This is a genomic window from Ulvibacter litoralis, assembly GCF_900102055.1.
GTDB classification, from domain to species: Bacteria; Bacteroidota; Bacteroidia; order Flavobacteriales; family Flavobacteriaceae; genus Ulvibacter; species Ulvibacter litoralis.
The window spans coordinates 88,145-104,448 of the sequence record NZ_FNBA01000006.1 but is presented as its reverse complement, the minus strand read 5'-3'; the positions used below and the strand labels follow the sequence as shown (position 1 = coordinate 104,448).

The following is a 16,304-nucleotide window of genomic DNA, read 5'->3' as shown; positions in this document are numbered from 1 at the left end:
CACGTTCTCGACTCCGCCCGAACTGACAGTAATACTACCAGTCAAATTTATAGGTCGCACCAAGCAGTCCTTGTATGCTTTGTACCTTGTAGTTTGCCCATTTTTCATAGCTATCGCTTAGCAAATTGCTTCCTTTTACAAAAACAGACAAGCGATCACTTACTTTATACCCTAAATGTACATTTGCATCAACGTACGCATCAAGGGTGATTTCTGTTGCTACACTACTAATTGGGTCGTATAAAGGTCCGCCCTCAGTATATAAATCTTTACGCTCTCCCACGAAAAACAACGAAGCACCTCCGTATAATTTTTCTGTAATACTGAATGTAGAAAATACAGACGCTTCAAGTTCTGGTAGGTTCCATGCTTCCATTTCTACTTGAGTGTTGTAGTTGTAATAACTTGCGTTAACCCCTAAGGTAAATGCATTCGAAACCTCAACCTTCAACTCACCAAACACAGACAAGGTTTTAATATCGTCGTACACCACTTGAAACGAATTCCCATTTTCGTAGCCTTCGTTTGCTTCCGAAAAACCTCCAAATCGATTCAATCTGAAAAGTGCTTTGTTTTCGTCTTTTCCGTAGGAAGCACGAACGTTATACCCTACTGAGTTTGATAACTTTCCTTTCAATCCTCCAAAAGCTTCGTACAATGCGCTTGTTGGAGCTACTAATAAGGTTGGTGACACATACGGATTTTCTTCTTTGAAGTTATAGTAGGTGTTTTGCTCTAACGACCCTTCGGCACCTCCGTAAGCGATTAACAACTCATCGATCAAGCGATACGAAACGGCAAGTCGTGGGTAAATAAAGAAATCTGTATTGCTATTTTCACTATCCAATCCTAGGTAAGCTGCAGCACCTATAGACACAGTTAAATCGTTGTTTATGTAATCGATGGAAGGAATAATTCCGGCGTTTAAAAAGCTGTATTGATTTGCTCCATCTAAGAAATATCCTTTATCAAAACTTCCTGTTAGGTAATCGAAATCGGCTCCTACTTTCAATGTCATATCCGATAGTGGAAATTGAAATTGTGGCTGAATTCGAGCGTTAAATTCTGAACTCGAATATGAATCGGTTAAATAACGAAGGGTTGCAGATACCTTTTCGAAATACGAATCTTCCACAGAAATACTTCCGCCTACATATCCACTAATATAATTTTGGGATGAGTCTATGGATTCTAGAAGTTCGTCTGAAGCAGTTTCAAACTCTTCATTCAATCCATACCAATTAAATAGTTGATGCGACACGCCTGCATCTAGTCGATAGGCAACATCACGCTGTCTGCTGGTATAATTTGCATCCAAACTAGTGTCGTAAAATTTATCGTCTAAAAGCACACCATCGATTCCTCCTTGTGACGAATTATGTTTAAAGAAAAACCCAGCATTGTCGGTTCTACTGATTTCAAAATTGCTGTACAACTCGCCTAAAATACTGGTATAGTTTCCGAAGCCAAGCGTCGCATAATTATCGTACAATTTAATCGGTTTCACTTTTTCAACAGCAGTTGCTTTTCCTTTCGCTGGTGTAAATGTAGAAGCTACAGGAACAGAAAAAATACTGTACTCCACCTTCTTTTTTGCCGTAGTAATTGAATCGTTAAGCACAGGCGTTTCTTTTACTTTAAACGCATCTGAAATCGTCGGCGTGTACGGTTTTACAATATTTACTACTTCCGATCCCAAATCGTCTTCTTGTCCGAACAGGGTGGTCGAGCTAAAGAAGAAAAGAATGCATATCGTTGCTCCTGTCCACTTCGGAAGGAATGCCGTAGCCATTATATTTGAGAAACACTGTTGCATATTTTTTACTTGCTTATGTTGCATAATGAGGTTTTATTTCTGAAAGTTGGGGTTGTTAGTTTTCTTCTGTTTCAACAGACGAGTTTGTTTTAGCTTCTGAAGCTTTAATCACAGTCAATTCTGCTTTTGCTTCTTCTACAACTTCTGGATATTCTGTAAAGTTTGAAATTACACTTTCCAAAATGTATGTCGCTTGATAGGCATCTTCTAGTCCATAGAAATTTTTCGCCATCAACACCAATCCTTTGGCTCCATAAAATTTATAACCAGAATAGTTTTTAGCCAATACTTGGACCGACTCATTAGAGCCAGCAAAGTTTCCTTCTTTGTTTTTAAAATATGCTTCGTAATACAAAGCTTCCGCAGCCAATTGCCCTGTTGCTATTTTGGCAACCTCAGCATAAGCAGTTTTTGCTTTCGGTTCGTTATTGGTTTTAATAGCAGATCGTGCGATGATGATTTGCGCATCACTTTTAATAGCATTGTCAATTTTAGTATTTGCTAATACTTTATCGGCATAGGCAACCGCTTCTGCATATTGCTTTAACTCATAATGCGCTTTCATACTATTGGTTTGCGCAAATATGATGTTCTGCGGAAAGTCAGCTTCGGTTTCTAAACGAGTTAGATACGTCAAGGCATTTTTGTAATCTTTTTTCGCTAAGTACAATTCAGAAATACGTGCCAAGCCTTGTTCTGTAAACTCGCTGCGTTCTTTTGAAACCACAAAACTGTAATGCGGAATCGACTTGTCATTCTTCCCGTCGGTAAAGTACATCTCTCCTAAATAGAAATGTGCTTGCAATGCGTGATTCCCATTCGGAAATTGCTTTAAATACGCTTCAAATCGCGTAATTGCCTGACTCACCTTGTTTTCTAAATACGGTTGCTCTGCAGCTTGATACGTAGCATCGTCCAACTCGGCATCTTCCACTTCCACAAAATCTAAGGTCTTTACCCAACTTGCGTATTCATTCACCTTTCCTTGATCGATGTAAATAATTTTTGCTGAAGAAACCGCTTGCATCGCTTCCGGTGTCGATGGATATTCGTTGGCAACCCGCTTAAACAATCCTAAGGCTTCACTACTTTTCCCAGTATTGTCTAAAATCAACGCCTTTTTCAGAAGTGATTTAGACACAAAACTACTTTTTGGCAATTCTCTTGTTAACTGATCGTAGGTTTTAATCGCCTCGTTATTTTTGTTTTGAGACACATAGGTATTTCCTAATTCGTACAACGCGTCATCTCTGTACACCGATTTTTGATATTTTGAAATAAATGCGGTCAACTCCGATATTTTTGTGTCTGTTCTATCTACAAAACCATAACTAATGGCTTTCTGAAACTGTGCATAATCATTGTCTGAAGCACCCATCTCAATCGCTGCATTGTAGTTTTCCATAGCAGGCCAGTACTGACTTGTTACAAAATAACTATCTCCCAAACGCAAGAATGCATCTTTTTTACGAGCAGCATCTGTATTCGATTTTGCTACGTAGCTTTTAAAATTCTGAATGGCTTCGGAATAGTTTTTTAATTTGAAATTATTGTACGCTACATTATACGAACTGTTCGCAAATTCAGGGGTTGCTGAAGCGCCTGGCAGTTGCAAAAACTGTTTATATCCAATTAAAGAAGCTTCAAAATTAGACAGTTGAAAATCACTTTCTGCCTTCCAATAGGTCGCTCTTGCAGTAAAAGCGCTATCGCGAGGTTCTTTTAACGACTTGTCGAAAAACACAATCGCCTCTTGGTAGTTTGCTTCGTTGTACAATTCGATTCCGCGGTAAAACGCCACCTTCTGATACGCCAATTTATTCTCAAACGACTTGTTGTTCTCTAACAAGTCCATCGCTTCTTTGTAATTCTTGGAAGTAATGTACGAATCAATCAATAAATCTTTTAACGCTTCGTTGTTCTGATTGTTTGGGTATTTTTCAATAAAAGACAACAATACCTGCGGAACACTTTTATAGCTATTTCCAATTTCATAACTCAGCTTGGCGTAATTTAACCACGCATCTTCTTGGATTTCGGCACTGAATTCCATTTCTGAAGCATTTTTAAATGCATTTAACGCCTGTGGTTTTTGATCAAGTTTCACATACGACTCGGCCAAATGATAGTATGCGTTTTGCGCTACAGAATTACGTCCATCCACAATTTTATTAAATTCATTGATGGCATTTTGATACTGTCCTTGCTTGTAATACGCATATCCCAATTGATAATAATCAGTGTTGTTCCACTTGCCACGCTTTCCTTTGTATTCTTTTAGATACGGAATGGCGTCTGCATATTTCTGAAGGTTGAAATAACTTTCTCCTATAATTTTAGACAATTCACTTTTTTCTGAAGGATTGGAGGAAGTGTATTTCTCTTTCCCAAGTTCAATGGCTTTTTCAAACTTTCCGAGTTTAAAATTCATATCTGCTTGGTAATACGACAACCCTTCCGAGTAGCGTTCTTCTCCTTTTACTTCTTCAAAAAGCTCATTCGCCTCTTCGTACTTATCGCCTTCATATGCGATAAAACCTAAATAGTATTTCGCTTGCGACCCGTAGGTTTTAGAGTCATTTACGCGATTGAAGTATTTTTTAGCTTCCGAATAGCGCTGTCCTTTAAAAAACACATACCCTTTATTGAAATTGAATTTCTCTGTTTCACTTCTACTCAATCCGCTTTCATCTACTTTGTCGTACCATTTTTGAGCATAGGAATACTTTCCGTTATCGAAATAATAATTCGCAACGTCTATGTAAGCAGAGTTTCGTTTGATACTTGTTGGGTAGGTCGTTACAAACTCCTCCATTAACTGATCGGCATCTTGCTGATTTAAACGAACGGCACAATTGGCAATGTAATACGAACAATCACTTTTTACAGTTTCCTGTTGGGCGGTTTCTTCTATCTTGGTAAAAAGACTTTGCGCTGCCAAAAATTGATTGTTGTTGTACAATTCTAAAGCTTGGTTGTAAGCTACCAAATCGTTTGTATAAGCCGCTGTTTGCTGCGAAAATACTGGAAACGAAAGAAGTAGGTAAAGGGAAACGATTATGAGGTTTTTAAACATTTCTTTTAGTGTTTTTGAAAGTATAAAGGTATTGCATTTATGCTTTAACTTAGAAGGAAGATTTATGAAAATTAACAATTTATGAACGGGTTATTAAAAGAAAAAACGCGCTGCATTTGCATCATAAAACATAGTGCCGACTAGTCCATAAAACGATGAATCGCGTTTTTTATTGAAACGTTTGTCAAAATAATATGCTAAATAATTGCTAAAAAAAGACAGGAAAGAGGTTTCTAATTTTCAAGGGGAAGATTTTATAAGAGAAAGTTGCTATTTTTTTCTTCGGAAAGGGCTTCTTTCAAAAATAACTGTAATTTTAAGGCTACATCGTATCGTAACACCTCCTATTATGAAAAACATACTATTAATTGCCCTTTTATTACTTTCAACAATAAGCTTCGCACAGCGTAATAAATTTAAGAATCTTACTGAAAAGGATGGAAAAATAGGAATTGGCACCGAAACCCCCGACCAATTACTCACAGTAAAAGGAACCATTCACACCCAAGAAGTTGTGGTCGATTTAGAAGGGGCTGTGGCTCCCGATTATGTTTTTGAGTCGTATTTTGAAGGTGTTTCAACATTAAAACCAACATACGAGGTTCCCACTCTAGAAAGTATCGCCGCTTTTATTGAAGCGAACTATCACTTACCTGGCGTTCCTTCCGCAGAAAAAATGAAAGAAGAAGGAGTCGCTTTAAAAGAAATGAATTTACTCCTTCTCGAAAAAGTTGAAGAGTTAACATTATACACCCTTGCACAACAAAAGGAATTAAATACGTTAAAAGAGAAGGTCGCGGCACTCGAAAAAACTATGGAAGAATAATTCTTTTAGAAGTATTGCCGTTTGCCGAATTCAAATTACTTTTGATTATTATTAAAACTCAACTCCAAAATCAATGTCCGAAACTGTTTTAAATTTAAAAGATGCTTCTATTTTTCAACGTGAAAACCTCATCCTTTCCGATGTAAACGTATCTATTGAAAAAGGTGAATTTGTCTACTTAATTGGAAAAACAGGAACCGGAAAAAGTAGTTTTATGAAAACACTTTACGGAGATTTACCGCTTACCAAAGGAGAAGGGAATATTGTAGGTTACGACTTGCCAAGTCTGAAAGAGAAAGACATTCCGTTTCTTAGACGGAAATTAGGTGTTGTTTTTCAAGATTTCAAATTGCTCAACGACCGAACCGTAAAAGACAATCTACTTTTTGTGTTGAACGCTACCGGCTGGAAAGACAAATCTGCGATGGAAACTCGAATTGACGAGGTCTTGGACAAGGTGGGAATGAAAACCAAAAACTTTAAATATCCGTATCAATTATCGGGAGGAGAACAACAACGTATTGCCATTGCAAGAGCGTTATTAAACAATCCTGAATTGATTTTAGCCGATGAGCCTACTGGAAATCTCGATCCACAAACAAGTGTGGAAGTGATGGAAGTGCTGCAAGAAATCAACAAAAACGGAAACACCATCTTAATGGCGACGCACGATTACGCACTATTATTAAAGCACCCTTCAAAGACGCTAAAATGTGATGCGAGTCAGATTTTTGAAGTGGTTCAAAAGACCATGTAGGTTTCGACTGCGCTCAACCAGACAATAGCTAAACTCTAACTCTTGTTAGCTTTTGCAAAAACGCGCCAGTTTAAGTTTGTCCGTTCGAGCCGAGAACTAATCATTTACTATACTAGGATCTCGAAGACGTAATTCACATTCTTTTTGAAGCGTCGGATCTATGGAAAGTTTTATGTTACCTGAACTATTCGGCTTCAAATTTGTATTTGCGCTTAATACAATTTGCTTTCGTGCATTTAACGATAGTGTTGCCGCATCGCTAAAGGTTTGGTTTTTCAGCACTACTTTTTCAGAATAAGAAGTCAGTTTAAAATCCCATCGAGAAAACCGCTGATTTTCAATTGTAACTGTTTCCTTTTCAGAATACAACTGATACACCATTTTTACAGCTCTACCTGTGTGTAACATTCCAGATCCGTACATCCCCGCATAAGGTTTATTCACTTCAATATCATCAATATTAGTAGAAGTCATTTTTAAAATACTCTCTACTTCGGTCGCTGGAAGACAAGGAGCTAACGAAAACATGAGTCCGACAGTCCCTGTAATTAAGGGAGCTACACCAGATGTTGGTGAGTCTTCGCTCACATCTGTCAAATTATTATTTTCAGGCTTTTCGCCATAACGATACAATCCAACAGCAGGTCCTAAAATATCTATTTTAGAATTAAAATTTCGAATACTCTGCGGATAAATATAGGGTGTTTGTGTAGTGTCATTATCTTTAAATCCAGCCGTTCTCCCTACATATCCACGAATATTTTCAGCATAAAAATTATTCTTACCCGCTTCTAATAAAATATGATCGTTGTATTTCTCATAACGGTGCATGACCGAAGATATAGCAATTACATTATCTAATGAGGCTGGATAATAAAACAGGTTCCCTTTCGATTGTGAAAATGACATATTATGTCCAATCGCCACCACAACCGTTCCATTGTCTAACATTTTATTAATAGCATCTTGCGAAGATTGGTAGAAACCAGTTCTTCCCCAGCTACAATTTATCACTTTAACGCCAGCCTCTGAAAGCTCTAATAATTGTTCATACGTTCTAGGGTTATCGTACGTTGTAGCGTAAATACTACAATCAAAACAAACACCTGCAATTGCATATCCATTATCCCCTTGCCCCGCCGCTGTTTCAGAAACAGAATACCCATGTCCTTTTGCAAAACGCGACTCTCTAAAAATTTTAGATTTTCCTTTCCATTCAACATCTGTAGTATCTATACCTCCATCAGATATTCCGATAATAATATCACGAGAGCCTGTGGTATAATACCAAGCCTCTGGAAGTCCTAGGAAGTCTAAATAATCCAAATTTACTTGCGCTCCAAGGTTTTCTCCAATCGTGCTTGTGAGTCCGTAGTCATTCGGTTCGTATATTTTTTTTTCTTCTTCGGAAATAAGGTCGCCCGACTCGAATAAGTGCGAAACATTTGAAGTTAAATCGTCCAGCAATGAAGCATCTTCAGCTTGCACAAAAAAGGTCCTTTTTAAATATGTTGGTTTGGCTTTACGATAGGTCTTTTTGAAAGTGTACACCTTGTGCCTATCTAATACCTGTTTCAATTTCGGGTCATCCCCTATGTACACCAACTGTTCATTTTCAGATTTAAATTCTGGTAAAACAAGTGTGTCTGTAGCTCTTAAATAGAACCAAGCAGCCTCTTTTTGAGCACTACTCACAAAAGAGAAACAGACTAGAAATAAAAAACAGCTAAATACTTTCAAAAGAAATAATAATGGTGTTAAAGAGTTTAAGACTTAAACAAATTTATACATTTGTTTCTAAGGTACTATAAACTTTCAAAAAACAGCCTTTAAATTGTAAATTAACAGTTATTTCGCTGCAGACAACCAACATGCTTTCAATACTTATACCTACATACAATTACAATGTTTCTGCTTTGGTGAATGCCTTACACTCACAATTGGAAGGTATTTCGACGCCTATTGAAATCATTGTGTTGGATGATGGTTCTTCTTCTTTTATCAAAGAACATGAAGCATTAAATGCGCTTCGCAGCACGCGATTTATAATTTCTGAAAATAATGAAGGCCGAACAGCCACTCGAAACAAACTGGCAAAACTCGCTTCTTATAATTGGCTACTGTTTTTGGATGCAGATGTGCTTCCGTTGCGTCAATCGTTTTTGAAAGCGTACATCGCTTCCGCAGAGAACACAACCGCAGCTGTTATTTTTGGAGGAATCTCCTACGAAGCCGAAAAACCTTCCAAAGCACAATTATTTCGTTGGCATTATGGAAGACACCGAGAAGCCAAACCTGTTTCCGAACGTGAAAAAGCGCCGTATTTTATCATCTCTCAAAATTTATGCATTCAGAAAGAAACCTTTTTAAAGGCAAATAACATTCAAGGGAATTACTATGGTTTGGATAACTATTTTTCGAATCAGTTGGAACGAATGCAGGTCGAAGTGAAACATATAGACAATCCTGTGATTCATTTGGGATTGGAAACCACCAAAACATTTATTACAAAAGCATTGAAAGCTGTTGAGACAACTGTTATTCTTGAAGAAAAAGGCGTGATGGATGTAGATGCAAGACCGCTTCAGAAAAGTTATTTAAAACTGAAAAAGTTCGGACTTGCAGGTATCTTTACCACTGTAATGACACCTTTTAAAGGAATGATGGAACGCAATTTTGAATCTTCTAAGCCTAATTTATTTTGGTTTGATATATACCGTCTTGCCTATTACACTGACTTAAAACGCAAAAAAAATGCCTAGATTTTCTGTAATTATACCACTTTACAATAAGGAGAACTACATCGCGGGTACTATTGCGAGTGTTTTAAATCAGACGTTTTCCGATTTTGAACTTATTATCGTAAACGATTGTGCAACCGACAACAGCTTGGAAATTGCACAAACCATCAAAGACCCTCGAATTCAAATTATACAACATTCGGTAAATAAAGGACTTTCAGCATCGAGAAATACTGGAATTAAAAAAGCACAATCTGATTTCGTTGCTTTTTTAGACGCAGACGATCTTTGGAAGCCGACGTATTTGGAGAAAATTGATTTCTTAATTACAAACTTTCCGGAAGCTTCACTGTTTGCTGCCAAGTATGAAGTCTTGCTCAGCAACGGAAAAACGCTCGTCCATGATTTTAAAATTACCGATTATAAAAGCCCTGGAATCGTTCCTAACTTTTTTGAAAATAATTTGAATCAGAATTTATACTACCCATCGTGTCTAACCGCTCGTAAAAGCGTGTTTGAAAGTGTTGGGTATTACAACGAAGCGATTAATTTTAGTGAAGATGTCGATTTTAATATTCGAGCGCACGAAAAATTCAAATTTGCTTATTGGAATGAAGCACACGTTACATACGTTCTAGATTCTGAAAATCAGATTACACAAAATGGGCTTTCTGGCAAAACGATTCCCGACTACGATTTTTACGAAAAAACCTTCCCCGGAAGAAAAGACATTAAAACGTATTTAGACTTTCAGCGATTTGTAAAAGCCAAGCTATTCAAACTCTCTGGCGATACCGAGCGCGCTTCAGCACTTATAAATCAGATTGATCCCGAAAACCTCAACAGAAAGCAAAAGCTCTTGCTTAGAACACCTAAACCCCTTTTGCTCGGAATAGGTTTTATAAAGAAGACCCTTCAGAAACTAGGGATTGAATTAAACAGTTATTCGTAATTACTTTTCGTCAATTTTCAGGAAATCTAACCACGCTTTTCCGATGGTTTCAAAATTAAATCGCTCCACACTCGGACGAGCTTGCGCTTTGCATTTTTGATACAATGCAGTATCAGAAATCATTCTTGAAAGTGCCGAAGCCATTGCCGAAATATCTTGATTTTTGACTAACAATCCGTTGCTTTCGTTTTCAATTATCTCGCTAGGGCCCGACTCACAATTGTAGGCTACAACGGGAGTTTCGCAAGCCAAACTTTCAATCAAGACATTTGGAAAACCTTCATTTCTACTCGTTAAAGCCGTTACCAATGCATTTTTAAAGTACGGAAACGGATTGGTTTGGTGCGACACAAAAACTACATTGTCGGTGATATCCTTTTCAGCAACCAAACGCTCTAAGCCTTGTTTAAACTTTCCGTCGCCAATTAACACCAATTTGATGCCGTTTTCTTTGGCAATAGAAGCGTCATAGGCTTCAATTAAATGATCAAACTGTTTGATGTCGTTCTGCATGCGTCCAATTCCGAGAATGTATAGAAAGTCGAAGGGAACAAACGCTTTTGAATCTTCTGAAACTTGTTCTAATAACAACGGATTGTAGATGGTTTCCACATTTTGGTATCCATATTCTGTTTTTATCCGTGCTTCCAATGCTTTTGAAACTGTAACGATTCCGTAGGCATTTTTATAAATATTTCGTGCTAAAAAGGTATTCTTCGGAAAGTAATACAGCGTATTAAAACTACGAATGCTCATAATATACTTGGTCGTATACACCCATTTTGCAATAAGAAACTCCTGAAGCGTTTTATTTTTTACCCTAAAATCGATAATGTAATCAAATTCGTGTTCCTTTAAATAGCTACGGAATACACTTAGTCGTTTGTATTTATTTGAAAAACCATTTTTTGTATCTTTTAGTAACCCCATATTAAACAAGGTTCCTGCATACTCGTATGTCACAACATCGCGCACAATAATATGATGTACCTCAATGTCTTGCGCTTCAAAATAAAAAGACAATCTTGCTTGTACTCGTTCGGCGCCACCTTCTCCAAGCGTGTCTCCGACGAAAGCAATTTTTTGTCTTGGTTGTTTCATACTATTAAAAAGTTAACTTTGGTACAAATATAACTTTTATGAAGGTTTTATTGTTAGGCGAGTATAGCAGATTGCACAACACCTTAAAAGAAGGCTTGACTGCCTTGGGACATGAGGTTGTACTTGTGGGTGATGGCGACGGATTTAAAAATTTTCCGGTCGATATTTCTATTCGACCAACATGGGGAGACAAGTCTATTCTAAAATGGGTAAAACTGGGACTGTACAAAGTTTTCAAGTTAGATATCTTAGCGCTGGAGCGAGGACTTCGATTTTGGATAAAAATGCCTGCACTGAACGGTTTTGATGTTGTCCAATTAATTAATGAAAAGCCTATTAAAACCCTTCCTGCCTTTGAACGGTTTTTGCTGAAAAAGATTTTTAAGAACAATCAGAAGACGCTTTTGTTATCCTGCGGAATAGATGTTATAAGCGTCGAATTTATGCTTCAGAAGAAATTTAAGTATTCGTTGATGAATCCTTTTTTTGAAAATCCAAAACTGGCGAAAGAATACCAATACATTTTAGATTATACGAGTGCATCACATCGAAAGACACATGACTTTGTTTTTTCAAATATTGAAGGCGTGATTGCTTCCGATTTTGACTACGTGCTTCCGTTAGAAGGACATTCAAAGTTTTTAGGACTTATTCCAAACCCTGTAAATTGTGATGAAATTCCGTTTGCACCGCTTACTATTCAGCAGAAAACAATTATTTTTTTAGGAATAAATAGAGGCACCTATCACAAAAAAGGGATTCCGTTGTTTGAAGAAGCGTTGGTACAGCTTCAGAAAAAATATTCAGAAAAAATAGAAATACGTATTGCTGAAAATATTCCGTATGCCGAATACCTGCAGCAATATAATGATGCACATATCATTCTAGACCAAGTGTATTCGTACGATCAAGGCTATAATGCGCTAGAAGCGATGGCGAAAGGAAAAGTTGTTTTTACAGGCGCCGAAGAAGAATTCACAACCTACTACAAACTAGAAAAAGATACCGTTTGCATCAATGCACTTCCAGAGGTAAGTAAATTAGTGGAAAAATTGAGTTGGTTAATTGAAAACCCAGCACAACTAACCGCTATTGGAAAAAATGCACGGGCTTTTATTGAAAGGGAACACAATTACATAGAGATTGCTAAAAAGTACGAAAAAGTGTATTGTAACTAAGAGTTTACATACGTTTTAAAATCGTCGTACTCACGAATGTAATCATCTTCGTCGTAGGTTTCACTAACTAAAGACAAGCAAACAGCTCCTGCAGAAAAATTTTCTAACTCCCTCCATACACCGCTTGGTATTAAAATACCTTTGTAAGGGCGATTTAAAGTAATCACCTTACGCGTTTTCCCATCGTCTAACACGACATCGAAACTTCCACTTAGCGCAATTAAAAACTGCTGTAGGTCTTTATGTGCATGACCCCCACGGGTTGAATCGCTAGGAACATCATACAAATAGTACACACGCTTGATGGTAAAAGGCAAAATGTCTTTTTCTAGTACCGAAAGATTTCCGCGACCGTCTGGGTCACTAATTTTAGGAATATCAATAATGCGAATGTTTTTCAAAAGCGATCCTTTTAGGTAAACAAATATACTTTAATATTATAAATACTGAATTTAGTGAATGTCATTAAATTCAATAACGTTGGATTAATTATTTTATTGATTTTTCATTTTTTCTGAAATAGCGCATGACTAGAAAAAAGACCACTACAAAATAAATTACATATCGTATAAAATGCGCCATTACAACACCCTCTACTCCATAAAAATCGGTAAGATAGCGCGCTAATCCATAAAACAAAGCAAGTGATAAAAATTCTGAAAAAATAAAGCTTCGAACCATTTTCTTTGCCAAGAATTGATGGGCTAATACCAACGAAGCCAATCTAAAAAAATCACCACAAAGCTGCCATTTAAATAAAGGTTCCATCCCGAAAAAGTTAGGGTATACAAATTCAATTATATAATTTCTAAAAAAATAAATAAACAGCATTCCTATCCCAAAAAGAGGAAGTAATGTTTTATAAATCTGAAACACTTCTTTCTTAAAATCACTTTTAGAATAAATTCCTGAAAACTTAGGAATTACATAGAGCGTAAATAAAGAACCCGAAAAAACCATGTAGTTTTTGGAAATGTTTGTCATGGTGGTCCAATATCCAGAATCGTCTATGGTAATTTTGTTTTCAATCATGTTTCGAACATCAATATTGATATAATTAAACAAGATACTTGACGCAAAAGACATTAATGAGAATGCTAAAAATTGCTTAGCATACGGAGCCTTAAATGTAATATCTTTGAACTTAAGGTACTCTTTTAATACTTTCCCAAAAACGTACAATAAAATACATAATTGAATAATTGGAGTTACCGCAATAGCAACTAGAATACCGTCAAGTTGAAAATTATACATACAGAACACCAATAATCCTGTAGAAAACAAATAACCAAACAGTTCTATTTTAGCAAACTTCTTATAGGCAGACAATCCGTTAATTACTCCATTAAAAACACGTTGTAAACTTATAGCAGGCACTACAACTGCTAAAATTTTAAACAGGTATTTAAAATGTAAATTTCCAAAGACAGCTTCACTGAAATAAGACGCCCCAAAAAACAAAGTCAGTGCTGTTACACCACTTGCAACAACAATAAAAACAAAACTGGTAGAAAATATTTTCTTAAGTTCCTCTTGATCTTCTTTATACTCTGAGACATACTTTACAATTCCATTAAAAACTCCTAATGTAGTTAGCGACATTAGCATGGCAAGCAAATCGCGAAGTTGTCCTATTTTTGCATGTCCAGCAGCTCCTAATTGATCTGAAATTAGGCGCTGAATAACAACTGTAATAGCCAATCTGATAAAAATAACCCCAGCATTTAATGAGGTCATTTTTAATAACAAATTGGTCCGAATAAAAGCTGGTATTTTCACTTAGTATTCGTTTAGGGTTTTAATAACACTCGTAACCTCATCATCGGTTAACACAGGACTCATAGGAATGCTTACTACCTCTTGATGCAATTTTTCTGAAATAGGGAAGCGTAACTTGGCAAATTCTGGAAGTGCTTTTTGCTGATGCGGCGCAGTAGGATAATGTAGTAAAGCTCCGATATTATTTTCAGTTAAATAAGTTACAAAATGCGTTTTAGTAGCAACTCGTACTACAAAAAGGTGGAACACATGATTGTCACTTCCATCATAGGTTGGAAGTTGTATTTTATCATTTTTTATTTCAGAAAGATAGCGTTTGGCAATCTCCCTCCGTTTCGCATTATCTTGATCTAAAGTTGGTAATTTTAGATTTAAAAAAGAAGCTTGAATTTCGTCGAGTCTTGAATTGATTCCAATGTATTCATTTTCGTATTTTGACGATGTTCCATAATTCCGAAGCTTCTTTACAACAGCTGCTAGTTCGTCATTATTAGTCGTAATGGCACCGCCATCTCCTAATGCTCCTAAATTTTTTGAAGGGTAGAAACTAAACCCAGCTCCATCTCCTAAATTCCCAGCTTTTTTAGTTGATTTATAAACAGCCCCGTGTGCTTGTGCAGCGTCTTCAATAACAAGTATTCCTGCTTTTGAAGCAATCTTATTAATAGCCTCCATCGGGGCAATTTGCCCGTACAAATGCACTGGCATTATTACTTTCGTCTTGGCTGTTATACGATTTTCTAAAGCAGAAATATCAAAATTGAATGTAGTAGCATCACTTTCAATTAAAACAGGAACTAATTGAACTTGCTTGACTGCTAGAATGGTTGCAATAAAAGTATTTGAGGCCACAAGCACTTCATCGCCATCTTTCAGCTTACCAAGAATTTTATAGCCTTCTAACAGTAAACGCAACGCATCTAAACCATTTCCGACACCAACACAATGTTTCACTCCACAATAGGCTGCAAACGCACTTTCAAAGGCACTTACATTAGTTCCTAAAATATAATATCCAGAATCTAAAAATTTAGAAAACTCTGTTTTAAACGCATCCTCAAAACGCTCATTAATTTTATGTAAATCTAAAAATGGAATCATAAAAAAACATCGTTTAAAAAGGTTTGATTCTTCGTGTCAATCTCATAAAAATCATGCTGTATACTTCGCGCTCCAAAGCTTTCTTTCCATGACAACAACCCTTTGTTTATATTTTCACCTCGATTCTCATTTGAGATCCCGAAGTCGAAAAACAGCTTCGAAGCAAAAGCTTCGTTTATTAAGTAGTTGAATAAAAAATCTAATGATCCTAATTGTTGTTTGTCTTTATTTGCTGAAATATATTGTGCGTGCGCAACGTGCTTTGTTTCAAAAATTGTAACCCCTGCAACTATTACATTTTCTTTATATAGATTAAATTGTTGAATCTGCTTCGGAAAGCTTTTCTTAAGGAATACTATTTCTGCTAAAGAATGAACTGGTGCAGTTTGATGCGTTTCTCTCAAATTCGGAATTAAAATTTCGTTCCAAAAAGCATCAAATTGATCGTTTGCCACAACCTTTAACTCATTTTTAATGCCTTTTTTAATGCCTCGTTTTCTATTTGAAGAAGAGATTCCTAGCTTATTATTTAAACTAATTAAAGACGTTAAATCACGTCGTGTCAGCTTTGCTTTTAGTTTAAACAAAAGGTATTCAATTTCGTCACTTGGCAACGAGTTGTAATGCTTTGGAAGAAGCTTAAAATGTATTTTATAAACTTCCTGTTCTTCTAAATAAACCAATAATTGTTTAAAAGCCATGTATACGGCTTCAAACTTAGCACCTTCCTGAAGCACTAACCCTCCATAGGTTAACCCTTGATGAGAATAGAGCATCCCTTCAGAAATATTGGCCGGAAGCACCGCAATGAGTTCTTCCTTATTATAAACAAGTAATGAGTAATCTTCAAATCGATCGGAATGATACTCCATAAAATCACGATAAAACAAAAAGGTCGCATTTTTTGCCGTTGCAATAAAAGCGTCCCATTCTCTTTTGGCATTTGAATCGTATTTTTTAATGGTTATTTCCAACGT

Annotated in this window: 13 protein-coding genes; 5 read left to right on the top strand and 8 right to left on the bottom strand. The window is 36.5% G+C overall.

What is annotated here, in order from left to right:
• Positions 1 to 34 precede the first annotated feature (34 nt).
• Positions 35 to 1,840 carry a TonB-dependent receptor gene (locus tag BLQ00_RS15225; RefSeq protein ID WP_229792653.1) on the bottom strand — a complete coding sequence of 602 codons (1,806 nt, stop codon included), beginning with the start codon at positions 1,838 to 1,840 and terminating at the stop codon, positions 35 to 37.
• Between the two features lie 31 nt (positions 1,841 to 1,871).
• Positions 1,872 to 4,892, bottom strand: coding sequence for a tetratricopeptide repeat protein (locus tag BLQ00_RS15220; RefSeq protein WP_093145180.1), 3,021 nt, complete (start codon positions 4,890 to 4,892; stop codon positions 1,872 to 1,874).
• 349 nt (positions 4,893 to 5,241) lie between these two features.
• Between BLQ00_RS15220 and BLQ00_RS15215 the strand changes: the two genes are divergently transcribed.
• The gene (locus tag BLQ00_RS15215) at positions 5,242 to 5,718 is read left to right on the top strand and encodes a tail fiber protein (protein ID WP_139149431.1); all 477 of its coding nucleotides are present in this window, start codon (positions 5,242 to 5,244) and stop codon (positions 5,716 to 5,718) included.
• Positions 5,719 to 5,791: 73 nt separating this feature from the next.
• Positions 5,792 to 6,475, top strand: coding sequence for a cell division ATP-binding protein FtsE (locus BLQ00_RS15210; protein ID WP_093145178.1), 684 nt, complete (start codon positions 5,792 to 5,794; stop codon positions 6,473 to 6,475).
• Positions 6,476 to 6,571: 96 nt separating this feature from the next.
• Here the strand turns inward: BLQ00_RS15210 and BLQ00_RS15205 are convergent, their stop codons facing one another.
• Positions 6,572 to 8,215 (bottom strand): S8 family peptidase, encoded by a 1,644-nt coding sequence (locus BLQ00_RS15205; protein WP_093145177.1) that lies wholly within the window; start codon positions 8,213 to 8,215, stop codon positions 6,572 to 6,574.
• Positions 8,216 to 8,346: 131 nt separating this feature from the next.
• Between BLQ00_RS15205 and BLQ00_RS15200 the strand changes: the two genes are divergently transcribed.
• Together BLQ00_RS15200 and BLQ00_RS15195 are read left to right on the top strand one after the other, a co-directional pair.
• Positions 8,347 to 9,237, top strand: coding sequence for a glycosyltransferase family A protein (locus BLQ00_RS15200; protein WP_093145176.1), 891 nt, complete (start codon positions 8,347 to 8,349; stop codon positions 9,235 to 9,237).
• Entirely contained in the window at positions 9,230 to 10,168 is a 939-nt protein-coding gene (locus BLQ00_RS15195) for a glycosyltransferase family 2 protein (RefSeq protein WP_093145175.1), read from the top strand. Before BLQ00_RS15200 ends, BLQ00_RS15195 begins: the two co-directional genes overlap by 8 nt.
• On the opposite strand, the gene BLQ00_RS15190 is transcribed toward BLQ00_RS15195, so the two are convergent.
• Entirely contained in the window at positions 10,169 to 11,269 is a 1,101-nt protein-coding gene (locus BLQ00_RS15190; RefSeq protein ID WP_093145174.1) for a glycosyltransferase, read from the bottom strand.
• Between the two features lie 38 nt (positions 11,270 to 11,307).
• Here BLQ00_RS15190 and BLQ00_RS15185 point away from each other — a divergent pair, with 38 nt between their 5' ends.
• A complete protein-coding gene (locus BLQ00_RS15185; RefSeq protein ID WP_093145173.1) occupies positions 11,308 to 12,447 on the top strand; it encodes a glycosyltransferase family protein in 1,140 nt (379 codons plus the stop codon).
• Here BLQ00_RS15185 and BLQ00_RS15180 read toward each other — a convergent pair.
• The 4 genes from BLQ00_RS15180 to BLQ00_RS15165 all read right to left on the bottom strand — a co-directional run bounded on the left by BLQ00_RS15180 (position 12,444) and on the right by BLQ00_RS15165 (position 16,301).
• Positions 12,444 to 12,848: a sugar 3,4-ketoisomerase gene (locus BLQ00_RS15180; RefSeq protein WP_093145172.1), complete on the bottom strand. Its 405-nt coding sequence runs from the start codon at positions 12,846 to 12,848 to the stop codon at positions 12,444 to 12,446. The two genes, BLQ00_RS15185 and BLQ00_RS15180, sit on opposite strands and share 4 nt — an antisense overlap.
• Before the next feature lie 88 nt (positions 12,849 to 12,936).
• Complete coding sequence (locus BLQ00_RS15175) at positions 12,937 to 14,184, bottom strand: O-antigen translocase (protein ID WP_229792652.1); 1,248 nt, start codon at positions 14,182 to 14,184, stop codon at positions 12,937 to 12,939.
• A 42-nt stretch (positions 14,185 to 14,226) separates the two neighbouring features.
• Positions 14,227 to 15,327, bottom strand: coding sequence for a DegT/DnrJ/EryC1/StrS family aminotransferase (locus BLQ00_RS15170; RefSeq protein WP_093145170.1), 1,101 nt, complete (start codon positions 15,325 to 15,327; stop codon positions 14,227 to 14,229).
• On the bottom strand, positions 15,324 to 16,301 hold the full coding sequence (locus BLQ00_RS15165) for a GNAT family N-acetyltransferase (RefSeq protein WP_093145169.1): 978 nt from the start codon (positions 16,299 to 16,301) through the stop codon (positions 15,324 to 15,326). The genes BLQ00_RS15170 and BLQ00_RS15165 overlap by 4 nt, the downstream gene beginning before the upstream one ends.
• Between the last annotated feature and the right edge of the window lie 3 nt (positions 16,302 to 16,304).